Raw genomic sequence first — 22,747 nt, 5'->3', positions numbered from 1 at the left:
CATCGCACCCCTTCGGACACACAGGACTCCTTCGTGGCAGGACGTTTCCCCCAGCGGCCCACGCCGCCCACGCGTACGACCGTGCGCGGAGGGCATGTCGCCGTGCCGGCGGGGGCCGCTGCCGGGATACCGCGGCAGGCCGCGGCGCCCGCGCGGGCACGGCGGTGGGTGCCCGACGGGCCGCTGGACCTCGGGCTGACCCTCGGTCCGCTCCGGCGCGGGCCCGCCGACCCGACGTTCCGGGCCACGGCCGACGGGTCCGTGTGGCGGGCCTGCCGTACGCCCGCCGGACCGGGGACGCTGCGGGTGCGGGCATACGGCGGTGAGGTGCTCGGTGAGGCGTGGGGGCCGGGTGCCGCGTGGCTTCTGGAGCAGTTGCCGGAGCTGCTCGGTGCCGGTGACGATCCCGAGGCGTTCGTGCCGCGGCACCGGGTGGTCGCGCTGGCCCGGCACCGGCGGCCGGGGCTGCGGCTGACCCGGACCGGGCTGGTGCTGGAGTCGCTGATCCCGTCCGTGCTGGAGCAGAAGGTCACCACCGACGAGGCGTACCGGGCGTGGCGGCTGCTCGTCCGGAGGTTCGGGGAGCCGGCGCCGGGCCCTGCGGGGGTCGGCGAACGGCCGATGTGGGTGATGCCCGCGCCGCGGACCTGGGCGCTGATCCCGTCCTGGGAGTGGCACCGGGCCGGGGTCGACGACAAGCGGGCGTCCACGATTCTGCGGGCCGTACGGGTCGCCGCGCGGCTGGAGCAGGCTGTGGGGATGCCGGCGGCTGAGGCCCGGGCGCGGTTGGAGGTCGTGCCGGGGGTGGGGCCGTGGACGTCGGCGGAAGTGGTGCAGCGCAGTCATGGGGCGGCGGACGCGGTGACCGTCGGGGACCTGCATCTGCCCGGGATCGTGGGGTGGGCCCTGGCGGGGGACCGGGAGGCCGACGACGCGGAGATGCTGCGCCTGCTTGAGCCGTATGCCGGGCAGCGGCATCGGGCGGCTCGGTTGATCCTGCTGAGCGGGCATGTACCGGCGCGGCGGAAGCCGAAGATGCGGCGGGTGGACATCGGGTTGCTGTGACGGACGGTTCGCTGCGCTGGGCCGGCGCCGGGCTGGGCGGCGGTTTCGCTTGCCGGCGCCGGCCCGGTGCGGGGGGCTGCCGCCGGGCCTGGGGTCGGCTCACCGGCGTCGGCCGGGTGCGCGCAGCTGCCGCCGGCCCGGGGGGCGTCGCTCACCGGCGCCGGCCAGGTGCGCGCAACTGCCGCCGGCCCGGGGGGCGTCGCTCACCGGCGCCGGCCAGGTGCCGCTGCGCCCACCCGTGCCGCCCCAGCGGCACGACTGCCCGCAGCTGCGGCGGTATGACTGCCACTGCAGCACTGCGCGCCCCACGGTGCCGTGGTTCTCCAGGGGCGCGGGGAACTGCGCGGGTGACCCACGACGGGCCGCGGACGGCATCTGGCTGTCGGACCCCTGCGCTGCGGGGGTCCCGGGGCGGAGCCCCCGGGCGGTGGGCGACGTTCCGGGTACGCCTCTACTGGTCGGAGGAGAAACGCACCGCTCCTGCGGGGATACGGGCATCGCACCAGACCCGTACCCCCTCGCGGAGTTCGTTGTCGGCGCCCACGATCGCGCCGTCGCCGATGACCGTCCCGGTGAGGACGGAGCGTTCGCCGACGCGGGCGCGGGTGCCGATGAGGGAGTCGGTGATGACGGCGCCGGGTTCGATGACGGCGCCCGGCATGATCGTGGAGCCGAAGATCCGCGCGCCCTGCGCCACGAACGCGCCCTCACCCACCACCGTGCCGCCGGTCAGCTTGGCGTCGGGCGCCACCGTGGCCGTCGGCAGCACGAGCTGGTCGCCGCAGCGGCCGGGGACCGCCGGGGAGGGGGCCCGGCCCAGGACCAGGTCGGCCGAGCCGCGGACGAAGGCGGCCGGGGTGCCGAGGTCCAGCCAGTAGGTGGAGTCGACCATGCCCTGCAGATGGGCGCCGGCCGCCAGGAGGCCGGGGAAGGTCTCGCGCTCCACGGACACCGGGCGGCCCGCCGGGATGGTGTCGATGACCGAGCGGCGGAAGACGTACGCCCCCGCGTTGATCTGGTCGGTGACGATCTCCTCCGGCGTCTGCGGCTTCTCCAGGAAGGCCAGGACGCGGCCGGTCTCGTCCGTGGGCACAAGGCCGTAGGCACGCGGGTCCGTCACCTGCGTCAGGTGGAGCGAGACGTCCGCGCCCGTCGACTCGTGGGTGTCCACGAGGGCCCTGATGTCCAGCCCGGTCAGGATGTCCCCGTTGAAGATCAGCACCGGGTCGTCGGGACCGGAGTGCAGACGGGCGGCGACATTGCGGATGGCTCCGCCCGTGCCGAGCGGCTCCTCCTCCGTGACGTACTCGATGTGCAGGCCCAGCGCCGAGCCGTCGCCGAAGTACGGCTCGAAGACCTCGGCCAGGTAGCTGGTGGCGAGGACGATGTGCTCGACGCCCGCCGCTCGCGCCCGCGCCAGCTGGTGGGTGAGGAACGGCACCCCGGCGGCCGGCACCATCGGCTTGGGTGTGTGCACCGTGAGCGGCCGCAGCCGGGTGCCTTTGCCGCCGACCAGGAGGATCGCTTCTGTCACCTGTCGTCTCTGCTTCCTGCCGGGACCGGCCGAACCACTCGTCACACTCGTTTCGGCCGGTCAGTGTATGCAGACCGTGCGACGACGCCTTCGATGGCCGCGCGGTGTCCCGCGAGATCGACGTGCGGTTTCCCCCGGCCGCCCCCGCCCCGGCCTCAGCGCCCCTGGTAGCTCGCCGCGCTGGAGCGGGCCGTGCCGAGCCTGGCGTAGAGCCGCTTGCCGGGGCACTCGGTGGCGAACCCGTCGCGATGGCCGGAGATCACGTTCAGTCGTACGTTCTTCCCCTTGGGGTAGAGATTGCCACCGCCCGACGTGAGATATGTCTTTCCGTTCGGATTGGCCCCGTAGAGTCCGAGCTTCCACGCGGTGAGCCGGGCGATGGCCGTCACCGCGGCGCTCGACGGCTTGGTCGTGCCGTACGTGCCGATCACGGCGATGCCCATGCTGTCGGTGTTGAACCCGAGGGTGTGCGCGCCGAGCACCGCCTTGGCGACGCCCCCGGCCCGGCCCTCGTAGAGGGTTCCGCACTTGTCGACGAGGAAGTTGTAGCCGATGTCCCGCCAGCCCATGCTCTTCACGTGGTAGCGGTAGATACTGCGGATGACGGAGGGGGCCTGGGCGCAGGTGTACGCGTTGCCCGTGGCGGTGTGGTGGACGAAGGCCGCCTTGATCTTCTTCGTGTAGACGAAGCCGCGCTCGCGCAGTGACTCGTCCGCGCCCCAGCCCCGGCGCGTGACGATCCGCGGCCGCGGCCCGATGTAGGGCTTGCCCCGTACCGGTCCCTGGAGGCGGGTCAGCTCCTGCTCGGTGGCCGACCGGTCCAGTTCCGGGATCGCGGTGGCGCCGAAGGCGGTGATGTCCGCGTTGGCGGCCGAGGCGGCCAACGCGGCCTCCGTGTCGAGGGCGGTGCGGGGCGGGTCGTCGCCGGGCGGGTTCCCGGGCGCCCCCTCACCGCTCACCCCGTCCCCGGGGTCCACCAACTCCAGCCGCAGCCCCGGCGGCAGTGACGCGCCCGGCCTGCCGGCCCGCCGCCCGGAAGGGAGTCGGGCGCCGTTCCCGTCGCCCGGCCCCTCCGCCCGCACCCGCACGTCCACCCCGTCGGAGTCGCCCACCCACAGCGGCGCCGTCGCCCCGCGCACCCGCCGGGACGAGCCCTCCGCCGTGTCCGGGTCGGCGCCGTGGTCGGCGTTGTGCGTCTCGATGTCCTGCCAGCCGGACCACTGCCCCGTCACGGCGGACCGGGTACGCACCCGCACCCGTCCCCGCAGTTCGGTGTCCGGGTCGGTCCAGACCACGCCGACCAGCGAGAACCGGTGGAGGCCAGCGCGGTACAGCCCTTGTTCCGGGGCCCCGCCGAGGACCCGCTCCGGGGAGAGCGGGACGAGCGGCAGCGACCGGGTGCTGCCCGGGACCGCGGCCTGCCCCCGGACGGTCGCTGCGGTCGCGGCGGACGCGGGCACGGCAGTCGCGGGCACGGCGGTCACGGCGGAAACGGACGCGGTCGCGGGCTCGGCGGTCGCGGGCGCGGCCGGGGCGAGCGCGAGGGCCGTGGCCAAGGTGAGGCCGATCGAACAGGCGGCGAGCGGGGAGACGCCAGGACAGAAGGGGAGGAGTCCACGCATGGGCATGATCTTGGACATAGCCGTACATATCTGTCCATCCATGAACTGACTGTCTGTCGGCAAGCGTTCCGCCGAACCGGTGGCCCCACCGTCCGCCGTGCGCGCCCGCCCGCGCGTACCCTGTCCCGGGTGAACGCCACCGATCGCACCCCTGCCGACCTGCTGACTTCCGCGCTCGCCGCGGATCCCGGCCGCCCACTGGTGACCTTCTACGACGACGCCACGGGCGAACGCGTCGAACTGTCCGTGGCCACCTTCGCCAATTGGGTGGCCAAGACCGCCAACCTCCTCCAGGGCGACCTCGCCGCCGGGCCCGGTGACCGGGTCGCACTGCTGCTGCCCGCGCACTGGCAGACGGCGGTGTGGCTGCTGGCCTGTTCGTCGGTGGGTGCGGTCGCGGGCGTCGCCGGGGATCCGGCGGCGGCCGACGTCGTCGTGAGCGGGCCGGACTCGCTCGACGCGGCACGCGCCTGCTCCGGCGAGCGAGTGGCGCTGGCGCTGCGGCCGTTGGGCGGACGCTTCCCGCAGACTCCGCCCGGGTTCATCGACTACGCCGTGGAAGTCCCGGGCCAGGGCGACCGGTTCGTCCCATTCACCCCGGTCGGTCCGGAGGAGCCGGCGCTCGTCGTCGCCGGGCGGGAGTTCAGCGGGGCCGAGGTCGTCGAGCGGGCCGCTTCCGAAGCGGGGGAGCTCGGGCTCACGGGTCCCGGGTCCCGGTTGCTGTCGGGGCTGCCGTACGACACCTGGGAGGGCCTGGGCGCGGGACTGTTCTCACCGCTGGCCGTCGGGGGCTCGGTGGTGCTGTGCCGGAATCTGGACCGGCTGGACGAGGAGGCGCTCGCCAAGCGGGTGGAGAGCGAGAGGGTGACCGCGGTGCGGCGCTAGGACCCCTCCGGCGATCCCCGTCTTCCGGGCGGCCGCCGTCACCCGGACGGAGCAGCAAAGGGCGCCTCCCCTCCCCCTCCCCGGCATCGTCGTAGGTGCAGGACGCGACGCTCGTACGCCATGAGGGGATGGCCCTACCGTGACCGACACCGCAGGCAAGCCCGTCGGTCCGGATCCCGGGGCCGGGGCGTCCGCGACCGGGGACGGGCTGATACGGCGCCGGCGGCGGCGGTGGGGGCGGAACTCCGCGCTGGGGGCGGTCGTCCTCCTCGTCGTGGCCGCCGGTGCCGGATGGGTCGTCTACGCCAGGCTCAGCGCCAACATCACCGCCGACGAGGCCGCAGCCGCCGAGCTGGCGCGGTACGAGCGGGAGCGGCCCACCGCGCTGGTGCGGGACGCGCAGAACATCCTGCTGATCGGGTCCGACACGCGGGCCGGGGACGGCAACGGCAAGTACGGCAAGGACCTCGGCACCGAGCGGTCGGACACGACGATCCTGCTCCACCTCGCCGCCGACCGGCGCAGCGCCACCGCCGTGTCACTGCCCCGGGACCTGATGGTGGACGTCCCGAGCTGCGGGCAGAAGGACGGCAGGCGCAGCGATCCGGTGTTCGCGATGTTCAACCACGCTTACCAGGTGGGCGGCTCGGCGTGCACGATCCGGACCGTCGAGAAGCTGACCGGCATCCGGATCGACCACCACATGGTCCTGGACTTCAGCGGGTTCAAGGCGATGGTGGACGCCGTCGACGGCGTGGAGGTGTGCCTGAAGGAGCCGGTGGACGACAAGGCGGCGAAGCTGAAGCTGCCCGCGGGGAAGGTCAGGCTCGACGGGGAGCAGGCGCTCGGGTTCGTACGCGCCCGCAAGTCGCTGGGGAACGGCAGCGACACCGAACGGATGGAGCGGCAGCAGCGGTTCCTCGGCGCGCTCGTCAACAAGGTGCAGAGCAGTGACGTCCTGCTGAACCCGGTGAAGCTGTATCCGGTGCTGGACGCGGCGACCTCCTCGCTGACCACCGATCCGGAACTGGCGAGCCTGCGCGGTTTGTACCAGTTGGTGCGTGGGCTGCGCGAGATCCCCACCGAACGTGTCCAGTTCCTGACGGTGCCGAGGGAGTCGTACGTCTACGACGCCAACCGTGACCAGCTCGTGGAGCCGGAGGCCGAGAGGCTGTTCGCCCGGCTGCGGGCCGATCAGCCGGTCGTGGTGACCCAGGAGAACGCACAGGGAATTCCCGGGCAGGACACAGGTTCCGGCGCGGCGGACGACCCCTCGCCCGCCCCGACGTTCCGCGGGAGGACCGCCGCCGAACAGACCTGTGAGTGAGCCGCGCACCGGGATGGTGAACCGTCGTTCGGAAAATCCGTTCAGAAAATGAGGGGGATTGCCCGGTTGTAGGCATGTCGAATTTGTCACCAGCGTCGCTCGACGCTGAACTGGGCGGATAGTGTGAGCGATCCGGTGCACCTGGCCGCGAGGTCCGACGGGCTTTGTCGGGGCCGTGCACTGTTTCACCGAGACCCGAGCGCCTTGGAGGGGAGAGGCGCCGCGTGGCCCCGACGGAGGATTCGGACAACCGTGGACGCGCAAGGCCGTGGGCGGGCGGACAACATCGACCCCGCAGACCAGTGGGTACTCAATCCGAACACCGGCGAATACGAACTGCGACTGAGTCCTACCACAGCGCAGTCGCCGGTCCCCGGACCGCGCAGACCGTCCCCCCCGGACGGTGGTGACGCGGCGGGCGGCCGTGCGCGGCAGACGACCGGTGAGACCCGGCAGACGCCCCGGGCGCGCGGTACCGAGGTGCCGGCCCCGCGCTCGGCCCGGCGCCGGGGCGGTGAGCCGGAGGCGCCGCAGGGCAGGCGCGCGTCCCGGCGGCCGGTGAAGAAGAAGTCGACGGCGAAGAAGGTGCTGCTGTGGACCGGCGGGTCCATGGCGTTCGTGCTGGTCGCCGTGTCGGCCGCCGGCTACCTCTACATCAAGCACCTGAACGACAACATCACGTCCGTGTCGGACGACGGCGCCGGCACCGGCGGCTTCCGCAAGGACGAGGCGATCAACATCCTGCTGATCGGCACGGACAAGCGCACCGGCGCGGGCAACGAGGGCTACGGCGACTCGGGCAGCGTCGGGCACGCCGACACCACGATCCTGCTGCACGTCTCCAAGGACCGCTCCAACGCGACCGCGCTGAGCATCCCGCGCGACCTGATCGTGAACGTCCCGGACTGCCCGACCGAGCAGGAGGACGGCACCCAGAAGGTCATCCCGGGCTCGCAGGGCGTCCGCTTCAACGAGAGCCTCGGCCAGGACGACCGCACGCCCAGCTGCACCATGCGCACGGTGACCGAGCTGACCGGGATCAAGCCGGACGACTTCATGGTCGCCGACTTCAACGCGGTCAAGACACTGACCGAGGCGGTCGACGGTGTCGACGTCTGCCTGGCCAAGGACATCGACGACCCCAAATCGCATCTGAAGCTGTCCAAGGGCACGCACAAGATCTCCGGTGAGCAGGCGCTGGCGTTCGTGCGCACCCGGCACTCCGTCGGCTTCGGCGGCGACCTGAGCCGGATCGGGCTCCAGCAGCAGTTCCTGGGCGCGCTGATGCGCAAGCTGAAGGGGAACGACACGCTCACCAGCCCGACGAAGATGGTGAAGCTGGCGGAGGCGGGCACCAAGGCGCTCACCGTCGACGACAAGCTCAAGAGCATCGGCAAGCTGAAGGACCTCGGTCTGGAGCTGGGCAAGCTCGACCCGAAGAACCTGACCTTCACCACGGTGCCGGTCGTGGACAACCCGGCGGAGAAGGTCCACGCCACGGTCGTGCTCAACGAGTCGAAGGCACCGGCGGTCTTCGACGCCGTCAAGAACGACGTCTCCTTCACCGACGTGAAGAAGAAGGAGAAAGCGGCGAAGGACGCGCAGGCCGCCCGGCTCAAGGGCACCAAGGCGCCCGCCTCCGAGGTGCGGGTGCGCATCCTCAACGGCGGCGCCCAGGCCGGCAGCGCCCAGGCGGTGCTCAACTGGCTCCAGAACGACGAGGGCGTGACCAAGTCGGAGAACGCGGGCAACGCGCCTGACCAGTTGGCCAGGACCACGCTGGAGTACGGGCCCGATCAGGCGGCCCAGGCACGCCGGCTGGCCGCGATCATGGGCCTGTCCGGGGCCGCGCTGAAACCGGGCGAGAGCGTGACCAACTCCCAGGGACTGCCGGCGATGACGCTGACCCTGGGCAAGGACTTCAAGGGAGCGGGGGTCTCCCTCACGGCGCCGACGAAGGCGCCGGACGTCGACAAGTCCACGGCAGACAAGGTCAAGTGCGCCTCGTAGGTAACCCTATGGGCCCGTCAAGCGTCTAACCGGACGCGGGACGGGCCCGTTGCTTGGCGCAAGGGTGGGGAGGGCAGGGAGTTTGGCGCAGAGCGAGGTGCGCGGGGAGGCTCCGGCGGTCGAGGACACGAAGTCGCTCGCGCCGGGGAACTCGGACGCGCCGGCGCGTTCCGGCCGGCACGGCGGCCGGCGTGGCGGCGGACGGCGGGCGGGTGGTCCCAAGACCGAACGGCGGCGCAGACGGCGGGTGCTGCGCTGGTCGGCCACCGTGCTGGCGGTGGTGATACTCGGCACGGCCGGCGCCGGATATCTCTACTACCAGCACCTCAACGGCAACATCCAGAAGGGCAAGCGGGCCAACGGCGACGACTCCAAGGCGCACAGGACCCGCCCGAACGCGGCCGGCCAGACCCCGCTGAACATCCTGCTGATCGGCTCCGACAGCCGGAACTCCAAGGAGAACCTGAAGCTCGGCGGGAGCAGGGACCACGTCGGCGACCCGCCGCTCGGTGACGTGCAGATGCTCATCCACCTCTCGGCGGACCGCAAGAGCGCCGCCATGGTGAGCATCCCCCGGGACACCCGGGTGGACATCCCCAAGTGCACGGACCCCAAGACCGACCATGTCTATCCGGCGACGAACGACATCATCAACGTCAGCCTGGCCCGCGGTGGGGCCGGCTGCACCCTGCTCACCTGGGAGAACCTCACCGGGGTCTACATCGACCACTGGATGACGATCGACTTTGCGGGCGTGGTGCGGATGGCGGACGCGATCGGGGGTGTCGAGGTGTGCGTCAACCAGAACGTCTGGGACCACTCGACACCCCGTCAGCGCGGCGGTTCCGGCCTGAAGCTGACGAGGGGCTCGCACAAGGTGAAGGGCGAGAAGGCGCTGCAGTGGCTGCGCACCCGGCACGCCTGGGGCAGCGACCTGATGCGGGCCCGCGCCCAGCACATGTACCTGAACTCGATGGTCCGCACGCTGAAGCAGCAGAACGTCTTCACCGACACCGGCCGGCTGATGGACCTGGCCGACGCGGCCACCAAGTCCCTGAAGGTCTCCGAGGAGATCGGCACGGTCAAGAAGCTGTACGACCTGGGAATGGAGATGAAGTCGGTGCCGACCGACCGCATCACCAGCTTGACGATGCCCAACGTCCCGGACCCGAACGACCCGGACAACCACGTCGTACCGGACAAGGACAAGGCCGCCCAGCTCTGGCAGATGCTCCAGGACGACGTGCCGCTCGACAAGAACGGCGGGGAGTCCGGGCCGAAGAAGGACACGGGCAGGGCCACGCCGGCCAAGAAGCCGTCGCTCGATCCGGGCCGGCTCGGGGTGCTGGTGCAGAACGCCACCCGGACCGACAGCGAGGCTCCGGTGCAGCAGCGGGCGTCGGCGATCGGCCAGGTGCTCGTGCAGAAGGGCTACGCGCGGGCGCAGGCCGACACCTCGGGGAGCCTGGCCGAGGACAAGACGGTCGTGCGGTACCCGAGCGCGGACCTGGAGGGCGACGCGCAGGCGGTGGCCAAGGCGCTGGGCATCCCGATGAGTTCGGTCCAGAAGTCGACCGACGTGACGGGGGTCACCGTCGTCGTCGGCGCGGACTGGCGCTCGGGCAACAGCTATCCCAAGCGGTCCGAGCCGAAGGCGGGCGACCTGCCCGAGGGCACCGACGCCGTCAACGCCTCGGACAAGGGGGACTGCATGAACGTGTACGGGCCCTACCAGTGGTAGTGACGCCCCGGCACGCGTGAAGGGGCCCCTCCGGGCGGGAGGGGCCCCTTCGTACGTCCGTCAGGCGGCGGCGTCCACGACCGCGGGCCGCCGGGAGGCGATGACCCTCTTCGCCAGGGACTTCGGGCTGGTCAGGAAGCCCCAGCCCCACGACATGTGCATGGTGGCGAGGGCCACCGGGATCTGCAGCCGGGCCCTCAGCGGCAGGCCCTTGCCGGCCGGGACGGACCCCGCGACGATCGCGGCCAGGTAGCCACCGGGGATCACGAAGCCCCACGGGGTCAGCGCCGCGCCGACGACCAGGCCCACGGCCATCGCGCACACCGCCGTCGGCGGCGCCAGGTAGCGCAGGTTGATCGAACCGGAGTGGTAGCGGGCGACGACGTGCCGCCAGCGGCCGTAGTCCTTGTACTGCTTGGCCAGCGCCCGCACCGACGGCCGCGGCCGGTACGACACCCTCAGCTCGGGCGAGAACCAGATGAGCCCGCCCGCCTCACGGATGCGGAAGTTCAGCTCCCAGTCCTGGGCGCGGATGAACTCCTCGTTGTAGCCGCCCTGCTGCTCCAGCGCCTCGCGGCGGAAGACACCGAGGTAGACCGTCTCGGCGGGACCGGCCTGGCCGCCGGTGTGGAACGCCGCGTTGCCGACGCCGATCTTCGAGGTCATCGCGGCGGCCACCGCGTGCTCCCAGTCGGTCTCGCCCTCGGCGTGCATGATGCCGCCGACGTTCTGCGCGCCGGTCTCCTCAAGGAGCCGCACCGCGGTCGCGATGTAGTTCGGCGAGAGCATGCCGTGGCCGTCGACGCGGACCACGATCGGGTGGCGGGACGCCTTGATCGCCGCGTTCAGCGCGGCCGGGGTGCGGCCGGTCGGGTTCGGGACGGTGTGCACGCGCGGGTCTTCCGAGACCAGCTCGGCGGCGATCTCGTCCGTGCGGTCCGTGGACGGACCGAGGGCGATCACGACCTCCAGCTCGCCGGCGTACTCCTGCGCGAGGATCGCTTGGACGGCCCCGCGCAGATGCCGCTCCTCGTTGAGGACGGGCATGATCACGGACACTGCGGGGAGCCGCACGTCGGGCTTGGCGTTCATAGGGGCCTCACGTTACCGCGAACGGGGGATACGGGTGCGCGCCGCCGGGCCTGCGGCGCGGGCAGGAGATCGTATCGGCCTACTGTGCTCACGGATCCCACGTACGGCCTCGTCCGGAGGTGTCCCCCTTGCCCAGCCCGCCCCGGTCCCCCTCCTCCACCGCCAGAAGCGGGGGAGGGGCTCCCAGCCCGCAGCGCCGCCCGCGGCCGCCCCGCCGGGTGCCGCGTCCGCCCGAGCGGCAGGTACGGCCGGTCCGGCCGCCGCGGCGGCCCCGCTGGGCCATGCGGGCGGTCACCACGCTGTCGGTCGTGGTGCTCGCCTCCGCCGGGATCGGGCACGCGGTGGTCGCCAGCCTGGACGCGGGCATCGCCCGGATCGACGCCTTCAAGGACATGAAGAACCGGCCCCGGGCCGGGCACGGCATGAACGTACTGCTGGTAGGCACCGACGGCCGGGACAAGCTCAGCGAGCAGGACCGGCGGGCCTACCGGCTGGGCGGGGCGCCCTGTCACTGCACCGACACCATGATGATCGTGCACATCGCGGAGGACCGGGAGCGGGCCACCGTGGTGAGCCTGCCGCGCGACTCCTACGCCGAGACCCCCGCGCACGTCGACCAGAACACCGGGCAGCGGCACGGCCCGCACCCGGTCAGGCTCAACGCGGCCTACGCCGAGGGCGGACCCCAGCTGACCATCCGCACGGTCGAGAGCATGACCCATGTGAAGATCGACCACTATCTGGAGATCGACTTCACCAGCTTCATGAAGACCGTGGACGTCCTCGGCGGGGTCAAGGTGTGCACGCCGACGCCGCTGAAGGACCGGTACACCGGGCTCGACCTCGCGCCCGGCACGTACACCCTCCGGGGCGGGCAGGCGCTCCAGTACGTACGGGCGCGGCACGTCGACGGGGCCAGCGACCTGGGCCGGATGAAGCGGCAGCAGCGGTTCCTGGCCGCGCTGCTGGACAAGGCGACCTCCTCCGGGGTGCTGCTGAACCCGATGCGGTTCCGGGACGTGACCCGGGCGGTGCTCGGCTCGGTCCGCGCCGACGCGGGCTTCGGAACCGACGAGCTGCTCGACCTCGGCCGTGCGATGCGGAACTTCTCGCCGTCCTCGTCGGAGTTCACCACCGTCCCGATCGGGCGGATGGACTACCCGGTCAAGGGCATCGGCTCGACCCTGAAGTGGGACCCGGCCAAGGCGGAGCAGCTGTTCGGGGCACTGCGGGACGACAAGCCGCTCGCCGGGGAGCAGCCGCGCCGCGACCCGGCGCGGACTCCGGTGCCGGTGGAGGTGTCCCCGGACACGATCCGGGTCCAGGTGGCGAACGGCAGCGGCACGGTGGGGCTGGCCAAGCGGGTCGACGCGGCGCTCGCGGCGACCGGCTTCGCCACCACCCGCCGGCCGGTGACCGCGCCCGCCCGCGTGGCGCGCACGGTCATCTTCTACGACCCCCGCTGGGACCGCTCCGCCCGCTCCCTGGCCGCGGCGCTGCCGGGCAGCGAGCTGCGGGCCGTGCCGGGCCAGGGGCCGCTGCTGAAGGTGACGGCCGGCCCGGAGTTCAAGGAGGTGCGGAAGGTACGGTTCGACGACCCGGCCCAGCCGGAGCAGAGCGTCGTACGGGGCAACGAGGTGACGTGCTGAGGCCGTCTCCCCACTCCTCGGGTCAGTCCGCGGCTCGGTCCTCGGCCAGTCCGCGGATCAGTCCTCGAAGCCCTCGGCCGCCCGCTTCTCCCGTAGTTCCCGGATCGCCCGGCGGCGGGCCAGGCGGTGGGTGCGGCGGATCTGCGCCTCCTGGTAGCGGCGGCGGTCGCGGTCGGTCTCCGGTATCACCGGCGGCACCCGGCGCGGTTTGCCGTCGGCGTCGACGGCCGTGAAGACCAGGTAGGCCGAGCCGACCTGGGTGGCCGGGTCCGACTCGTTCCAACGCTCGGCGAGGACCCGGACGCCGATCTCCATCGAGGTCCGGCCGGTCCAGTTCACCTGCGCCTTGACGTGGACCAGGTCACCGACGCGGACCGGCTCAAGGAACACCATCTCGTCCATGGAGGCGGTGACGGCCGGGCCGCCGGAGTGCCGGCCGGCCACGGCGCCCGCCGCGTCGTCGACGAGCTTCATGATCACGCCACCGTGCACGGTCCCCAGCAGGTTGGTGTCGTTGTGGGTCATGATGTGGCTGAGGGTGGTGCGCGAGGCGGACGTGGGCTTGCCCGGGATGTCCGGTTCCACCGCCGGATCCGTGTCCGTGACCTGGTCTGTCATGCCCCCTACCTTATGCCGAAGCCTCATTCGCGGAATTTGTGTCGGGTTCGCAACAGCGAGGCCCTGATTTCCCCACATCCCTTGTCGAGCACATGGCCGGGCCCTGCACACTGGGGCGCATGAATGACTGGCCCGAGGGATGGTCCGACGACAACCGCGGCCCGCGCTACGGACGCGGCAGTGCCGGCGCACAGCCGGAGGGGGCCCGCGTGATGCGTCAGGTGCAGCGCGGCCCGGCGGTACCGCCCGGACCGCGCTCGGCGTACGGCGACCCCGGCCCGGCGGCGCCGCCGTACGGGGCCGGTGTGCCACGGCAGCCGTCGTACGTCGACGGCCAGGGGCACGAGGAGGGCGCCGGCTACGGCGACTACGACAGCGGCTACAACACCGGCCAGGTCTACGGCGGCTCCGGCGGCCGGGGCCCGGGCGGCACGGCGGGGGCGCCCACCCGGTCGCCGCGCCCCGCGCCGAACTGGCGGCGCCGGATCAAGTGGACGGCGATCACCCTGGCGACCGTGCTGGTCGTCACCTCGATCGCGACCTACTTCTGGGCCGACTCCAAGCTGCGCCGCGAGGTCGACCTGTCGAAGGTCATCGACCGGCCGGAGGGCGGCGACGGCACCAACTACCTGATCGTCGGCTCGGACAGCCGTGAGGGCATGTCCAAGGAGGACGAGAAGAAGCTGCACACCGGCGGCGCCGAGGGCAAGCGCACGGACTCGATGATGATCCTGCACGTCGGCGACAACGGCGACACGCTGATCTCGCTGCCGCGCGACTCGGACGTGGTGGTCCCGTCGTACCAGGGCTCGACGTCCGGGAAGACCTACCCCGCGCAGGGGCGGCACGCCAAGCTGAACGCCACCTACGCCGAGGACGGGCCGACGCTGCTGGTCCGCACGATCGAGGCCAACACCGGTCTGCGCATCGACCACTACGTGGAGATCGGCTTCCAGGGCTTCGCGAGCATCGTGGACGCGGTGGGCGGTGTCGAGATCAACATCGACAAGGGCTTCAAGGACAAGTGGTCGGGCGCCGACTTCAAGGCCGGCAAGCAGACCCTGAACGGCCAGCAGGCGCTCGCCTTCGTCCGTACCCGGCACGCGTTCGCCGCGTCCGACCTCCAGCGCACCAAGAACCAGCAGAAGTTCCTGGCCGCCCTGGCCCACCAGGTGGCCACCCCCTCGACGATCCTCAACCCGTTCAAGTTCTACCCGACCATGGGCGCGGGCCTGGACTCCCTGATCGTCGACAAGGACATGTCGCTGTGGGACCTGGGCTCGATGTTCTGGGCCATGAAGGGCGTCAGCGGCGGTGACGGCACCTCGATGAACATGCCGATCTCCGGCTCCGTGGGCGGCAACCTCGTCTGGGACAAGGCCAAGGTGAAGACCCTGGTGAACGAGCTGAACAACGACGAGAAGGTCACCGTCTCCGGCAACTGACGCCGTCACGCACCGGTCCGAGGGCACCCCGCGGGGTGCCCTCGGCCGTGCCGGGGTGGGCTCACATGCTGGCGCCCGCCATCGCCCGACAGGTCTCCGCGCAGCGACGACACGCCTCGGCGCAGCGCATCATCATCTGGTCGTCGGGCATGGACATGCACGCCTCGGCGCACATGTCACAGGCCCGCGCGCAGACGGCGCACATCTCGCCCGCCATGGGCGAGCGCCGCATCATCATGTCGGCGCACATGCGGGTCGTCTCGGAGCAGTCCATGAGCGCGCGCATGATCTGCATCTGCGCCTGGCCGCCCTGCTGCATGCAGGAGCTCATGGCCTCCTCGCAGATGTTGTGGCAGTTCATGCAGGCGTCGATGCAGTCCTGCATCTGCTGCGTGAGGGCGGGCATCATTCCGGACTGGGACTGGGTCATGGCTCCTCCTCGGAGGCAGGCGGGACCCGGGGCGGGCCCCGTGTGCTTCCGTCCTACGCCGGGGAGCGACGTCCCGCATGTCGGATTACGGCAGGTTGCGGGCCATGACGATGCGCTGGACCTGGTTCGTGCCCTCATAAATCTGCGTGATCTTGGCGTCACGCATCATGCGCTCCACCGGGTAGTCACGGGTGTAGCCGTAGCCGCCGAGGAGCTGGACGGCGTCGGTGGTGACCTCCATGGCGACGTCCGAGGCGAAGCACTTGGCGGCGGCGCCCAGGTAGGTGAGGTCGGCGTCGCCGCGCTCCGAGGCGGCGGCGGCCTGGTAGGTGAGGGCGCGGGCCGCCGAGATCTTCATCGACATGTCGGCGAGCATGAACTGGATGCCCTGGAAGTCGGCGATCGGCTTGCCGAACTGCTTGCGCTCCTGGACGTAGCCCTTGGCGTAGTCGAAGGCGCCCTGCGCGACACCGAGGGCCTGGGCCGCGATGGTGATGCGGGTGTGGTCCAGGGTCTTCATGGCCGTCATGAAGCCGGTGCCCTCCTCGCCGATCATGCGGTCGGCGGGGATGCGGACGTTGTCGAAGTAGACCTCGCGGGTCGGGGAGCCCTTGATGCCGAGCTTCTTCTCCGGGGCGCCGAAGGAGACGCCCTCGTCCGACTTCTCCACGACGAACGCGGAGATGCCCTTCGAGCGCTTCGAGGGGTCCGTCACGGCCATCACCGTGTAGTACTCGGAGACGCCCGCGTTGGTGATCCAGCGCTTCACGCCGTTGAGCACCCAGTGGTCGCCGTCGCGGACCGCCTTGGTCTTCATGCCGGCCGCGTCGGAGCCGGCCTCCGGCTCGGAGAGGCAGTACGAGAACATGGCGTCGCCCTTGGCGAGTGGCGTCAGGTACTTCTTCTTCAGCTCCTCGCCGCCGGAGAGGATCACCGGGAGCGAGCCCAGCTTGTTCACGGCGGGGATGAGGGAGGAGGAGACGCAGGCGCGGGCCACCTCCTCGATCACGATGACCGTGGCGAGCGCGTCGGCGCCGGCGCCGCCGTACTCCTCGGGGACGTGCACGGCGTGCAGGTCGTTGGCGACCAGGGCGTCGAGGGCCTCCTGCGGGAAGCGGGCCTCCTCGTCCACCGCCGCGGCGTACGGCGCGATCTTCGCCTCGACCAGGGCGCGGACGGCGTCCCGGAGCATGTCGTGCTCCTCGGACGGGCGGTACAGGTCGAAGTCAGCCGATCCGGCCACGGTCTCTCACGCTCCAAAGACGCAGTGATACTGACGCTAATTACCGTTAAGTAACTGAATTTTAGAGCCCCCGTGTGAACCCGCCTACGTGAGCTTGGTGACAGCGGGAAAATTGCCCGCCGGACGGCCCGACTATGCTCAGGCACCGCACGACCGAGCAGGACCGACGGACCGGAGCTGGAGCGCACCCCATGAGCCTGAAGATCACCGTGATCGGCACCGGCTACCTCGGCGCCACGCACGCCGCCGCCATGGCCGAACTGGGCTTCGAGGTGCTGGGGCTGGACGTCGTACCCGAGAAGATCGCCATGCTGGAGCGCGGCGAGACCCCGATGTACGAGCCGGGGCTCCAGGAGCTGCTGCGCCGGCACGTGGCCGGGATCGAGGGGTCCACCGGGCGGCTGCGCTTCACCACGGACTGGGCCGAGGTCGGCGCCTTCGGCGATGTGCACTTCGTGTGCGTGAACACCCCGCAGAAGCACGGCGAGTACGCCTGCGACATGAGTTACGTCGACTCCGCCGTCGCCTCGCTCGCCCCGCACCTGCACGGCCCCGCCCTGGTCGTCGGCAAGTCGACCGTGCCGGTGGGCTCCGCCGACCGGCTGGCCGGCTACCTGGCCGAGCACGCCCCGGCGGGCGGCGACGCCGAGCTGGCCTGGAACCCGGAGTTCCTGCGCGAGGGGTTCGCCGTCCAGGACACCCTGCACCCGGACCGGATCGTCGTCGGTGTGCGCAGCGAGCGTGCGGAGAAGCTGCTGCGCGAGGTGTACGCCGGCCCGGTCGGCGAGGGCACGCCGTTCGTGGTCACCGACTTCCCGACCGCCGAGCTGGTGAAGACGGCCGCGAACTCCTTCCTGGCGACCAAGATCTCCTTCATCAACGCGATGGCGGAGGTGTGCGAGGCCGCCGGCGGTGACGTGGCGAAGCTCGCGGAGGCCATCGGCCACGACGACCGGATCGGCCGCAAGTTCCTGCGCGCCGGCATCGGCTTCGGCGGTGGCTGCCTGCCCAAGGACATCCGGGCGTTCATGGCCCGCGCGGGCGAGCTGGGCGCCGACCAGGCGCTGACCTTCCTGCGCGAGATCGACTCCATCAACATGCGCCGGCGCGGCCAGATGGTGGAGATGACCCGGGAGGCGCTCGGCGGCGGGTCCTTCCTCGGCAAGCGGGTCGCGGTGCTCGGCGCCACCTTCAAGCCGGACTCGGACGATGTCCGCGACTCGCCCGCGCTGAACGTGGCCGGCCAGATCCACCTCCAGGGCGGTCAGGTGACCGTGTACGACCCGAAGGGCATGGAGAACGCCCGCAAGGTCTTCCCGACCCTGGGCTACGCCGGTTCCGCACTGGAGGCGGCCCGGGGCGCGGACGTCGTGCTGCACCTGACCGAGTGGCGGGAGTTCCGCGAGCTGGACCCGGTGGCGCTCGGCGAGGCCGCGGCGGCCCGGGTGATCCTCGACGGCCGCAACACCCTCGACCCGGAGCTGTGGCGCCGGGCCGGCTGGACGTACCGCGCGATGGGCCGTCCCAAGGCGTAGGGCACCACGGCGTGCTCATGGCGACGCCGGTTCGGCCGAGGCTCAGTCGGCCGAACCGGCGTCTGTCCGCATTCTGCACCAAACCGTCGCCGCTCACGCGCCCTTCGCCCGGTAGCGGCGCATCTTCGCGCGGGCCCCGCACACCTGCATCGAGCACCAGCGCCCGCGCCCGGCGGGGCTGCGGTCGTAGTACGCCCAGTGGCAGGTGTCGGCCTCGCACGCCTTGAGCCGGGTCCAGGTGCCCGCGACGAGCGCCTCGGCGACGGCGGCGGCGACCCGGGACAGCAGCGGGTCCGCGTCGGCCGGGGCGAGGCGGGCCGAGCCGTCGTGGTCGTCGACGGCGACGTACAGCGGGGCCCGTGCCAGCAGGGTGCCCAGCGGGGTCACCGGGCGGTGCGGCGGATGTCCGGCGTGCGCGAGCAGCGCGGCCCGCAGCGACTCGCGCAGCTCCCGGGCGTCGGCCAGCCCGCCCTCCGTGACGCCGAGGCGTGCGCGGCCCTCCGGCGTGTCCAGCCCGTCCCTGCCCGACTCGATGTCCAGGGTGTTGACCAGGCACTCGATCAGGGCCAGGCCGCCGGGAGCAGCCGATCTCTCGCTCATGCTTGCGACGTTACCCCCTATGCGGGAGCATGCAGTAACGGTTACCGGTTACTCGTCTCCACAGGTAACGCTGCAACGCTACGAGGAGGTAGTCATGGCTCTCGCCAAGCTCGGCGTCGTCGTCCTGGACTGTCCCGACCCCCGCGCGCTGGCCGGTTTCTACGCCGGTGTGCTGGGCGGCACGGTGGAGGAGAACCCCGAGGACAGCGCGTGGGTGGACCTGAAGGTGCCCGGCGGGACGGCGCTGGCCTTCCAGCGGGCGGAGGGGTTCGTGCCACCGGAGTGGCCCGCGGCGGACCGGTCGCAGCAGTTCCACCTGGACCTGGTGGTGGAGGACCTCGACGCGGCGGAGAAGGGCGTGCTGGAGCTGGGTGCCAAGCCGCTGGACACACAGGACCGCGAGCGGACCTTCCGTGTCTACGCGGACCCCGCGGGGCACCCGTTCTGTCTCTGCGCCTGCTGACCCGTCCCGAAGGAGGACCCATGGCGTCCGTGGCCCGTTTCCGCAACGTCGTGCTCGACTGCCCCGATCCGCACGCGCTGGCCGCGTTCTACGCTGCGGTGGCCGGGGGGACGCCGCAGCCGGAGGACGACGACTGGGTCGTGCTCCAGGTGCCGGACGGGCCACGGATCGCCTTCCAGCGGGCCGAGGGACACACCCCGCCGGAGTGGCCGCGCGCGGACCGCAACGGCCAGCAGCTCCACCTCGACTTCGACGCGGGTCCGACCTGGGCGGACCTCGACGCGGCGCACGAGCGGGTGCTGGCGCTCGGCGCCCGCCCGCTGGACCTGGAGGACCGCGAGACGAAGGACTTCCAGGTGTACGCCGACCCGGCCGGGCACCCGTTCTGCCTGTGCCGGATCGAGCGGTCGTGACGCTCCGGGGACGCCCGGCCCGGTGATCCCGGCCGTCGCCGGGCGGGGCGTACTCCGGTCAGTTCTCGCCGCGCGTGCCGTCCAGCGACCCGATCGTGGCGAGGGACGGCGCGCGGGTGGCCTGGAGGTCCCGGGCGACGTCCTCCGCCGCGCCGAGCACACGCACCGCGTTCTGCCAGGTCAGCTTGGCCAGGTCGGCCTTGGACCAGCCACGGTCCAGCAGTTCGGCGAGCAGGTTCGGGTAGCCGGAGACGTCGTTCAGGCCGTCCGGGGTGAACGCGGTGCCGTCGTAGTCGCCGCCGATGCCCAGGTGGTCGATGCCGGCGACCTCGCGCATGTGGTCCAGGTGGTCGGCGACCGTGGACACCGTGGCGACGGGGCGCGGGTTGCGCTCCTCGAAGGCCCGGTGGATCTTCATCGCCTCGGGATTGGTGTCCAGGTGGTGCAGGCCGTGGGCGCGCAGGTTCTCGTCGGCCGCGGCCGTCCAGTCGACGGCGGCCTGGAGCACGAACTTGGGCACGAACGTCACCATCGCCACGCCGCCGTTGGCGGGCAGGCGTTCCAGGACGTCGTCGGGGATGTTGCGGGGGTGGTCGCACACCGCGCGGGAGGACGAGTGGGAGAAGATCACCGGCGCTGAGGTGGCGTCCAGCGCGTCCCGCATCGTCGTCGCCGCCACATGGGAGAGGTCGACGAGCATGCCGAGGCGGTTCATCTCCGCCACGACCTCGCGGCCGAAGGCGGACAGCCCGCCCACGCGCGGCTCGTCGGTCGCGGAGTCGGCCCAGTCCACGTTGTCGTTGTGGGTGAGCGTCATGTAGCGCACGCCGAGCGCGTACAGGCCGCGCAGGGTGCCGAGCGAGTTGGCGATGGAGTGTCCGCCCTCGGCGCCCATGAGCGAGGCGATACGGCCCTGGCCGCGCGCCGCCTCCATGTCGGCGGCGGTCAGCGCGGGCGCCAGATCCGCCGGGTAGCGGTCCAGCAGCCGCCGGACGCAGTCGATCTGCTCCAGCGTCGCCGCGACCGGGTCCGGCTGCTCGCAGGGCACGTACACCGACCAGTACTGGGCGCCGACCCCGCCCGCGCGCAGCCGCGGCAGGTCGGTGTGCAGCCGCTCGCGCCGGTCACCGGCGATGTCCAGGGCGTCCAGGTCGTAGCCGGCCTGCTCGCGCAGCGCCCAGGGCAGGTCGTTGTGCCCGTCGACCACGGGGAACTCGCGCAGCAGCGCGTGGGCTTCGTCCAGGGCGGCCACGGCGGTCACTTCCCGAAGCCGAAGCCGCTGCCCGCGCCCTCGACCTTGGAGCGCAGCCGCTTGCCCTTCTCGGTGGCCTGGTCGTTGAGGTCCTGCTGGAAGTCGCGCATCCGGTGCAGCAGGTCCTCGTCGTGCGCGGCCAGGATGCGGGCGGCGAGGAGACCGGCGTTGCGGGCACCGGCGACGGAGACCGTGGCGACGGGGACACCGGCCGGCATCTGCACGATGGAGAGCAGGGAGTCCATGCCGTCCAGGTACTTCAGCGGCACGGGCACACCGATGACCGGCAGCGGGGTCACGGAGGCGAGCATGCCGGGCAGGTGGGCGGCGCCGCCGGCACCCGCGATGATCACCTTCAGGCCGCGGTCGGCGGCCTGCTCGCCGTACGTGATCATCTCGCGGGGCATGCGGTGCGCGGAGACGACGTCGACCTCGTAGGCGATCTCGAACTCGTCCAGGGCCTTGGCGGCGGCTTCCATGACGGGCCAGTCGGAGTCCGACCCCATGACGATGCCAACAACGGGGCTCATTCGGTGATGGTGCCTCTCAGGTAGCCGGCTGCGTGACGGGCGCGCTCCAGCACGTCGTCCAGGTCGTCGCCGTAGGTGTTGACGTGTCCGACCTTGCGGCCCGGCTTCACGTCCTTGCCGTACATGTGGATCTTGAGCTTGGGGTCACGGGCCATGCAGTGCAAGTACGCGGAGTACATGTCCGGGAAGTCGCCACCCAGGACGTTGACCATCACGGTCCACTTGGCGCGCGGGCGCGGGTCGCCCAGCGGCAGGTCCAGGACCGCGCGGACGTGGTTGGCGAACTGCGAGGTGATCGCGCCGTCCATGCTCCAGTGGCCGGAGTTGTGCGGGCGCATCGCCAGTTCGTTGACGAGGATGCGGCCGTCGCGGGTCTGGAACAGCTCGACGGCGAGGTGCCCGACGACGCCGAGCTCCTTGGCGATGGTCAGCGCCAGCTGCTCGGCGTGCAGCGCCAGGTCCTCCTCCAGGTCCGGCGCGGGGGCTATGACCGTGTCGCAGACGCCGTTGACCTGCTGCGACTCCACCACCGGGTAGGCGACGGCCTGGCCGTGCGGGGAGCGCACGACGTTGGCGGCCAGCTCGCGGACGTAGTCGACCTTCTCCTCGGCGAGGACGGGCACGCCGGCGCGGAACGGCTCGGCCGCCTCCTCGGCGCTGTCCACGACCCACACGCCCTTGCCGTCGTAGCCGCCGCGGACCGTCTTGAGGACGACCGGGAAGCCGTCGCCCTCCTCGGCGAACCGGACGACGTCCTGAGGATCGCTCACGATCCGGTGCCGCGGGCAGGGGATGCCGATCGCGTCGAGCTTCGCACGCATCACCCCCTTGTCCTGGGCGTGCACCAGCGCGTCCGGCCCCGGGCGCACGGGGATGCCGTCCGCCTCCAGGGCACGCAGGTGCTCGGTGGGCACGTGCTCGTGGTCGAAGGTGATCACGTCGCAACCGCGCGCGAACTCGCGGAGCGTGTCGAGGTCGCGATAGTCGCCGATCACGACGTCGCTCACGACCTGCGCCGCGGAATCCTGAGGAGTGTCACTGAGAAGCTTGAACCTGATGCCCAACGGGATGCCCGCCTCGTGCGTCATACGCGCGAGCTGCCCCCCGCCGACCATGCCGACTACCGGGAACGTCACACCCCTAGCGTATCGGCCACGCGGACGCTGTCGGATCGCGTCCCTCTCACAGACTCTTACCCGGTGCTTCCCCGCCTCTTTCCGACCTGTTTCCACGGCGTGGCCCGGTCCACGGGCACGGGCGGGCCCGCCCGGCTAGCATGGCGGGGTTGAGGAA

Annotated in this window: 20 protein-coding genes; 10 read left to right on the top strand and 10 right to left on the bottom strand. The window is 71.7% G+C overall.

What is annotated here, in order from left to right:
- Positions 1-33 precede the first annotated feature (33 nt).
- Positions 34-1,065, top strand: a complete 1,032-nt coding sequence (locus C3492_RS02355; protein ID WP_181140148.1) for a DNA-3-methyladenine glycosylase — start codon at positions 34-36, stop codon at positions 1,063-1,065.
- Between the two features lie 451 nt (positions 1,066-1,516).
- Here the strand turns inward: C3492_RS02355 and C3492_RS02350 are convergent, their stop codons facing one another.
- Both C3492_RS02350 and C3492_RS02345 read right to left on the bottom strand, forming a co-directional pair.
- The gene (locus tag C3492_RS02350; protein ID WP_103809996.1) at positions 1,517-2,599 is read right to left on the bottom strand and encodes a sugar phosphate nucleotidyltransferase; all 1,083 of its coding nucleotides are present in this window, start codon (positions 2,597-2,599) and stop codon (positions 1,517-1,519) included.
- A 155-nt stretch (positions 2,600-2,754) separates the two neighbouring features.
- The gene (locus C3492_RS02345) at positions 2,755-4,221 is read right to left on the bottom strand and encodes a peptidoglycan recognition protein (RefSeq protein WP_258055438.1); all 1,467 of its coding nucleotides are present in this window, start codon (positions 4,219-4,221) and stop codon (positions 2,755-2,757) included.
- A 129-nt stretch (positions 4,222-4,350) separates the two neighbouring features.
- On the opposite strand from C3492_RS02345, the gene C3492_RS02340 reads away from it, so the two are divergent.
- The 4 genes from C3492_RS02340 to C3492_RS02325 all read left to right on the top strand — a co-directional run bounded on the left by C3492_RS02340 (position 4,351) and on the right by C3492_RS02325 (position 10,184).
- Positions 4,351-5,106 carry a TIGR03089 family protein gene (locus C3492_RS02340; protein ID WP_103809994.1) on the top strand — a complete coding sequence of 252 codons (756 nt, stop codon included), beginning with the start codon at positions 4,351-4,353 and terminating at the stop codon, positions 5,104-5,106.
- A 139-nt stretch (positions 5,107-5,245) separates the two neighbouring features.
- The gene (locus C3492_RS02335; RefSeq protein WP_103809993.1) at positions 5,246-6,433 is read left to right on the top strand and encodes an LCP family protein; all 1,188 of its coding nucleotides are present in this window, start codon (positions 5,246-5,248) and stop codon (positions 6,431-6,433) included.
- Between the two features lie 252 nt (positions 6,434-6,685).
- Positions 6,686-8,443 (top strand): LCP family protein, encoded by a 1,758-nt coding sequence (locus C3492_RS02330; RefSeq protein WP_103809992.1) that lies wholly within the window; start codon positions 6,686-6,688, stop codon positions 8,441-8,443.
- 82 nt (positions 8,444-8,525) lie between these two features.
- A complete protein-coding gene (locus tag C3492_RS02325) occupies positions 8,526-10,184 on the top strand; it encodes an LCP family protein (protein WP_258055437.1) in 1,659 nt (552 codons plus the stop codon).
- A 60-nt stretch (positions 10,185-10,244) separates the two neighbouring features.
- Here the strand turns inward: C3492_RS02325 and C3492_RS02320 are convergent, their stop codons facing one another.
- A complete protein-coding gene (locus C3492_RS02320) occupies positions 10,245-11,276 on the bottom strand; it encodes a glycosyltransferase family 2 protein (protein ID WP_103809991.1) in 1,032 nt (343 codons plus the stop codon).
- Positions 11,277-11,557: 281 nt separating this feature from the next.
- On the opposite strand from C3492_RS02320, the gene C3492_RS02315 reads away from it, so the two are divergent.
- Positions 11,558-12,925 (top strand): LCP family protein, encoded by a 1,368-nt coding sequence (locus C3492_RS02315; RefSeq protein ID WP_103809990.1) that lies wholly within the window; start codon positions 11,558-11,560, stop codon positions 12,923-12,925.
- A gap of 57 nt (positions 12,926-12,982) precedes the next feature.
- Here the strand turns inward: C3492_RS02315 and C3492_RS02310 are convergent, their stop codons facing one another.
- Complete coding sequence (locus C3492_RS02310; RefSeq protein WP_258055436.1) at positions 12,983-13,543, bottom strand: acyl-CoA thioesterase; 561 nt, start codon at positions 13,541-13,543, stop codon at positions 12,983-12,985.
- Between the two features lie 119 nt (positions 13,544-13,662).
- On the opposite strand from C3492_RS02310, the gene C3492_RS02305 reads away from it, so the two are divergent.
- Positions 13,663-14,988, top strand: coding sequence for an LCP family protein (locus C3492_RS02305; protein ID WP_181140147.1), 1,326 nt, complete (start codon positions 13,663-13,665; stop codon positions 14,986-14,988).
- Positions 14,989-15,049: 61 nt separating this feature from the next.
- On the opposite strand, the gene C3492_RS02300 is transcribed toward C3492_RS02305, so the two are convergent.
- Positions 15,050-15,418: a four-helix bundle copper-binding protein gene (locus C3492_RS02300; RefSeq protein WP_103809988.1), complete on the bottom strand. Its 369-nt coding sequence runs from the start codon at positions 15,416-15,418 to the stop codon at positions 15,050-15,052.
- Between the two features lie 85 nt (positions 15,419-15,503).
- Positions 15,504-16,661 (bottom strand): acyl-CoA dehydrogenase, encoded by a 1,158-nt coding sequence (locus tag C3492_RS02295; RefSeq protein WP_103809987.1) that lies wholly within the window; start codon positions 16,659-16,661, stop codon positions 15,504-15,506.
- Positions 16,662-16,852: 191 nt separating this feature from the next.
- Between C3492_RS02295 and C3492_RS02290 the strand changes: the two genes are divergently transcribed.
- The gene (locus tag C3492_RS02290) at positions 16,853-18,196 is read left to right on the top strand and encodes a UDP-glucose/GDP-mannose dehydrogenase family protein (protein ID WP_103809986.1); all 1,344 of its coding nucleotides are present in this window, start codon (positions 16,853-16,855) and stop codon (positions 18,194-18,196) included.
- A gap of 93 nt (positions 18,197-18,289) precedes the next feature.
- On the opposite strand, the gene C3492_RS02285 is transcribed toward C3492_RS02290, so the two are convergent.
- Positions 18,290-18,796, bottom strand: coding sequence for a CGNR zinc finger domain-containing protein (locus tag C3492_RS02285; protein WP_103809985.1), 507 nt, complete (start codon positions 18,794-18,796; stop codon positions 18,290-18,292).
- A 94-nt stretch (positions 18,797-18,890) separates the two neighbouring features.
- On the opposite strand from C3492_RS02285, the gene C3492_RS02280 reads away from it, so the two are divergent.
- Entirely contained in the window at positions 18,891-19,259 is a 369-nt protein-coding gene (locus C3492_RS02280; protein ID WP_103809984.1) for a VOC family protein, read from the top strand.
- 20 nt (positions 19,260-19,279) lie between these two features.
- On the top strand, positions 19,280-19,672 hold the full coding sequence (locus tag C3492_RS02275; protein WP_103809983.1) for a VOC family protein: 393 nt from the start codon (positions 19,280-19,282) through the stop codon (positions 19,670-19,672).
- Between the two features lie 58 nt (positions 19,673-19,730).
- Here C3492_RS02275 and C3492_RS02270 read toward each other — a convergent pair whose 3' ends face one another.
- From C3492_RS02270 to C3492_RS02260, 3 genes are read right to left on the bottom strand one after another with little or no spacing between them, the layout of a single operon-like run.
- Positions 19,731-20,924, bottom strand: a complete 1,194-nt coding sequence (locus C3492_RS02270) for a dipeptidase (RefSeq protein ID WP_374938316.1) — start codon at positions 20,922-20,924, stop codon at positions 19,731-19,733.
- Positions 20,925-20,929: 5 nt separating this feature from the next.
- Entirely contained in the window at positions 20,930-21,454 is a 525-nt protein-coding gene (purE, locus tag C3492_RS02265) for a 5-(carboxyamino)imidazole ribonucleotide mutase (protein ID WP_079082684.1), read from the bottom strand.
- Positions 21,451-22,590, bottom strand: a complete 1,140-nt coding sequence (locus C3492_RS02260) for a 5-(carboxyamino)imidazole ribonucleotide synthase (protein WP_103809981.1) — start codon at positions 22,588-22,590, stop codon at positions 21,451-21,453. The genes purE and C3492_RS02260 overlap by 4 nt, the downstream gene beginning before the upstream one ends.
- Positions 22,591-22,747 lie beyond the last annotated feature (157 nt).

Source organism: Streptomyces sp. Ru62 (assembly GCF_002920615.1).
Classification (GTDB): Bacteria; Actinomycetota; Actinomycetes; order Streptomycetales; family Streptomycetaceae; genus Streptomyces.
Note: the sequence above shows the minus strand (reverse complement) of the source record. Positions and strands in the feature narration are given on the sequence as shown.

What these genes read in the sequence shown, in the direction of transcription:
- C3492_RS02275 (WP_103809983.1), top strand. Translation starts at nt 19,280, where the DNA reads ATGGCGTCCGTGGCCCGTTTCCGCAACGTCGTGCTCGACTGCCCCGAT.
- C3492_RS02280 (WP_103809984.1), top strand. Translation starts at nt 18,891, where the DNA reads ATGGCTCTCGCCAAGCTCGGCGTCGTCGTCCTGGACTGTCCCGACCCC.
- C3492_RS02300 (WP_103809988.1), bottom strand. Translation starts at nt 15,418, where the DNA reads ATGACCCAGTCCCAGTCCGGAATGATGCCCGCCCTCACGCAGCAGATG.
- C3492_RS02320 (WP_103809991.1), bottom strand. Translation starts at nt 11,276, where the DNA reads ATGAACGCCAAGCCCGACGTGCGGCTCCCCGCAGTGTCCGTGATCATG.
- C3492_RS02290 (WP_103809986.1), top strand. Translation starts at nt 16,853, where the DNA reads ATGAGCCTGAAGATCACCGTGATCGGCACCGGCTACCTCGGCGCCACG.
- purE (WP_079082684.1), bottom strand. Translation starts at nt 21,454, where the DNA reads ATGAGCCCCGTTGTTGGCATCGTCATGGGGTCGGACTCCGACTGGCCC.
- C3492_RS02305 (WP_181140147.1), top strand. Translation starts at nt 13,663, where the DNA reads ATGAATGACTGGCCCGAGGGATGGTCCGACGACAACCGCGGCCCGCGC.
- C3492_RS02285 (WP_103809985.1), bottom strand. Translation starts at nt 18,796, where the DNA reads ATGAGCGAGAGATCGGCTGCTCCCGGCGGCCTGGCCCTGATCGAGTGC.
- C3492_RS02310 (WP_258055436.1), bottom strand. Translation starts at nt 13,543, where the DNA reads ATGACAGACCAGGTCACGGACACGGATCCGGCGGTGGAACCGGACATC.
- C3492_RS02315 (WP_103809990.1), top strand. Translation starts at nt 11,558, where the DNA reads ATGCGGGCGGTCACCACGCTGTCGGTCGTGGTGCTCGCCTCCGCCGGG.
- C3492_RS02345 (WP_258055438.1), bottom strand. Translation starts at nt 4,221, where the DNA reads ATGCGTGGACTCCTCCCCTTCTGTCCTGGCGTCTCCCCGCTCGCCGCC.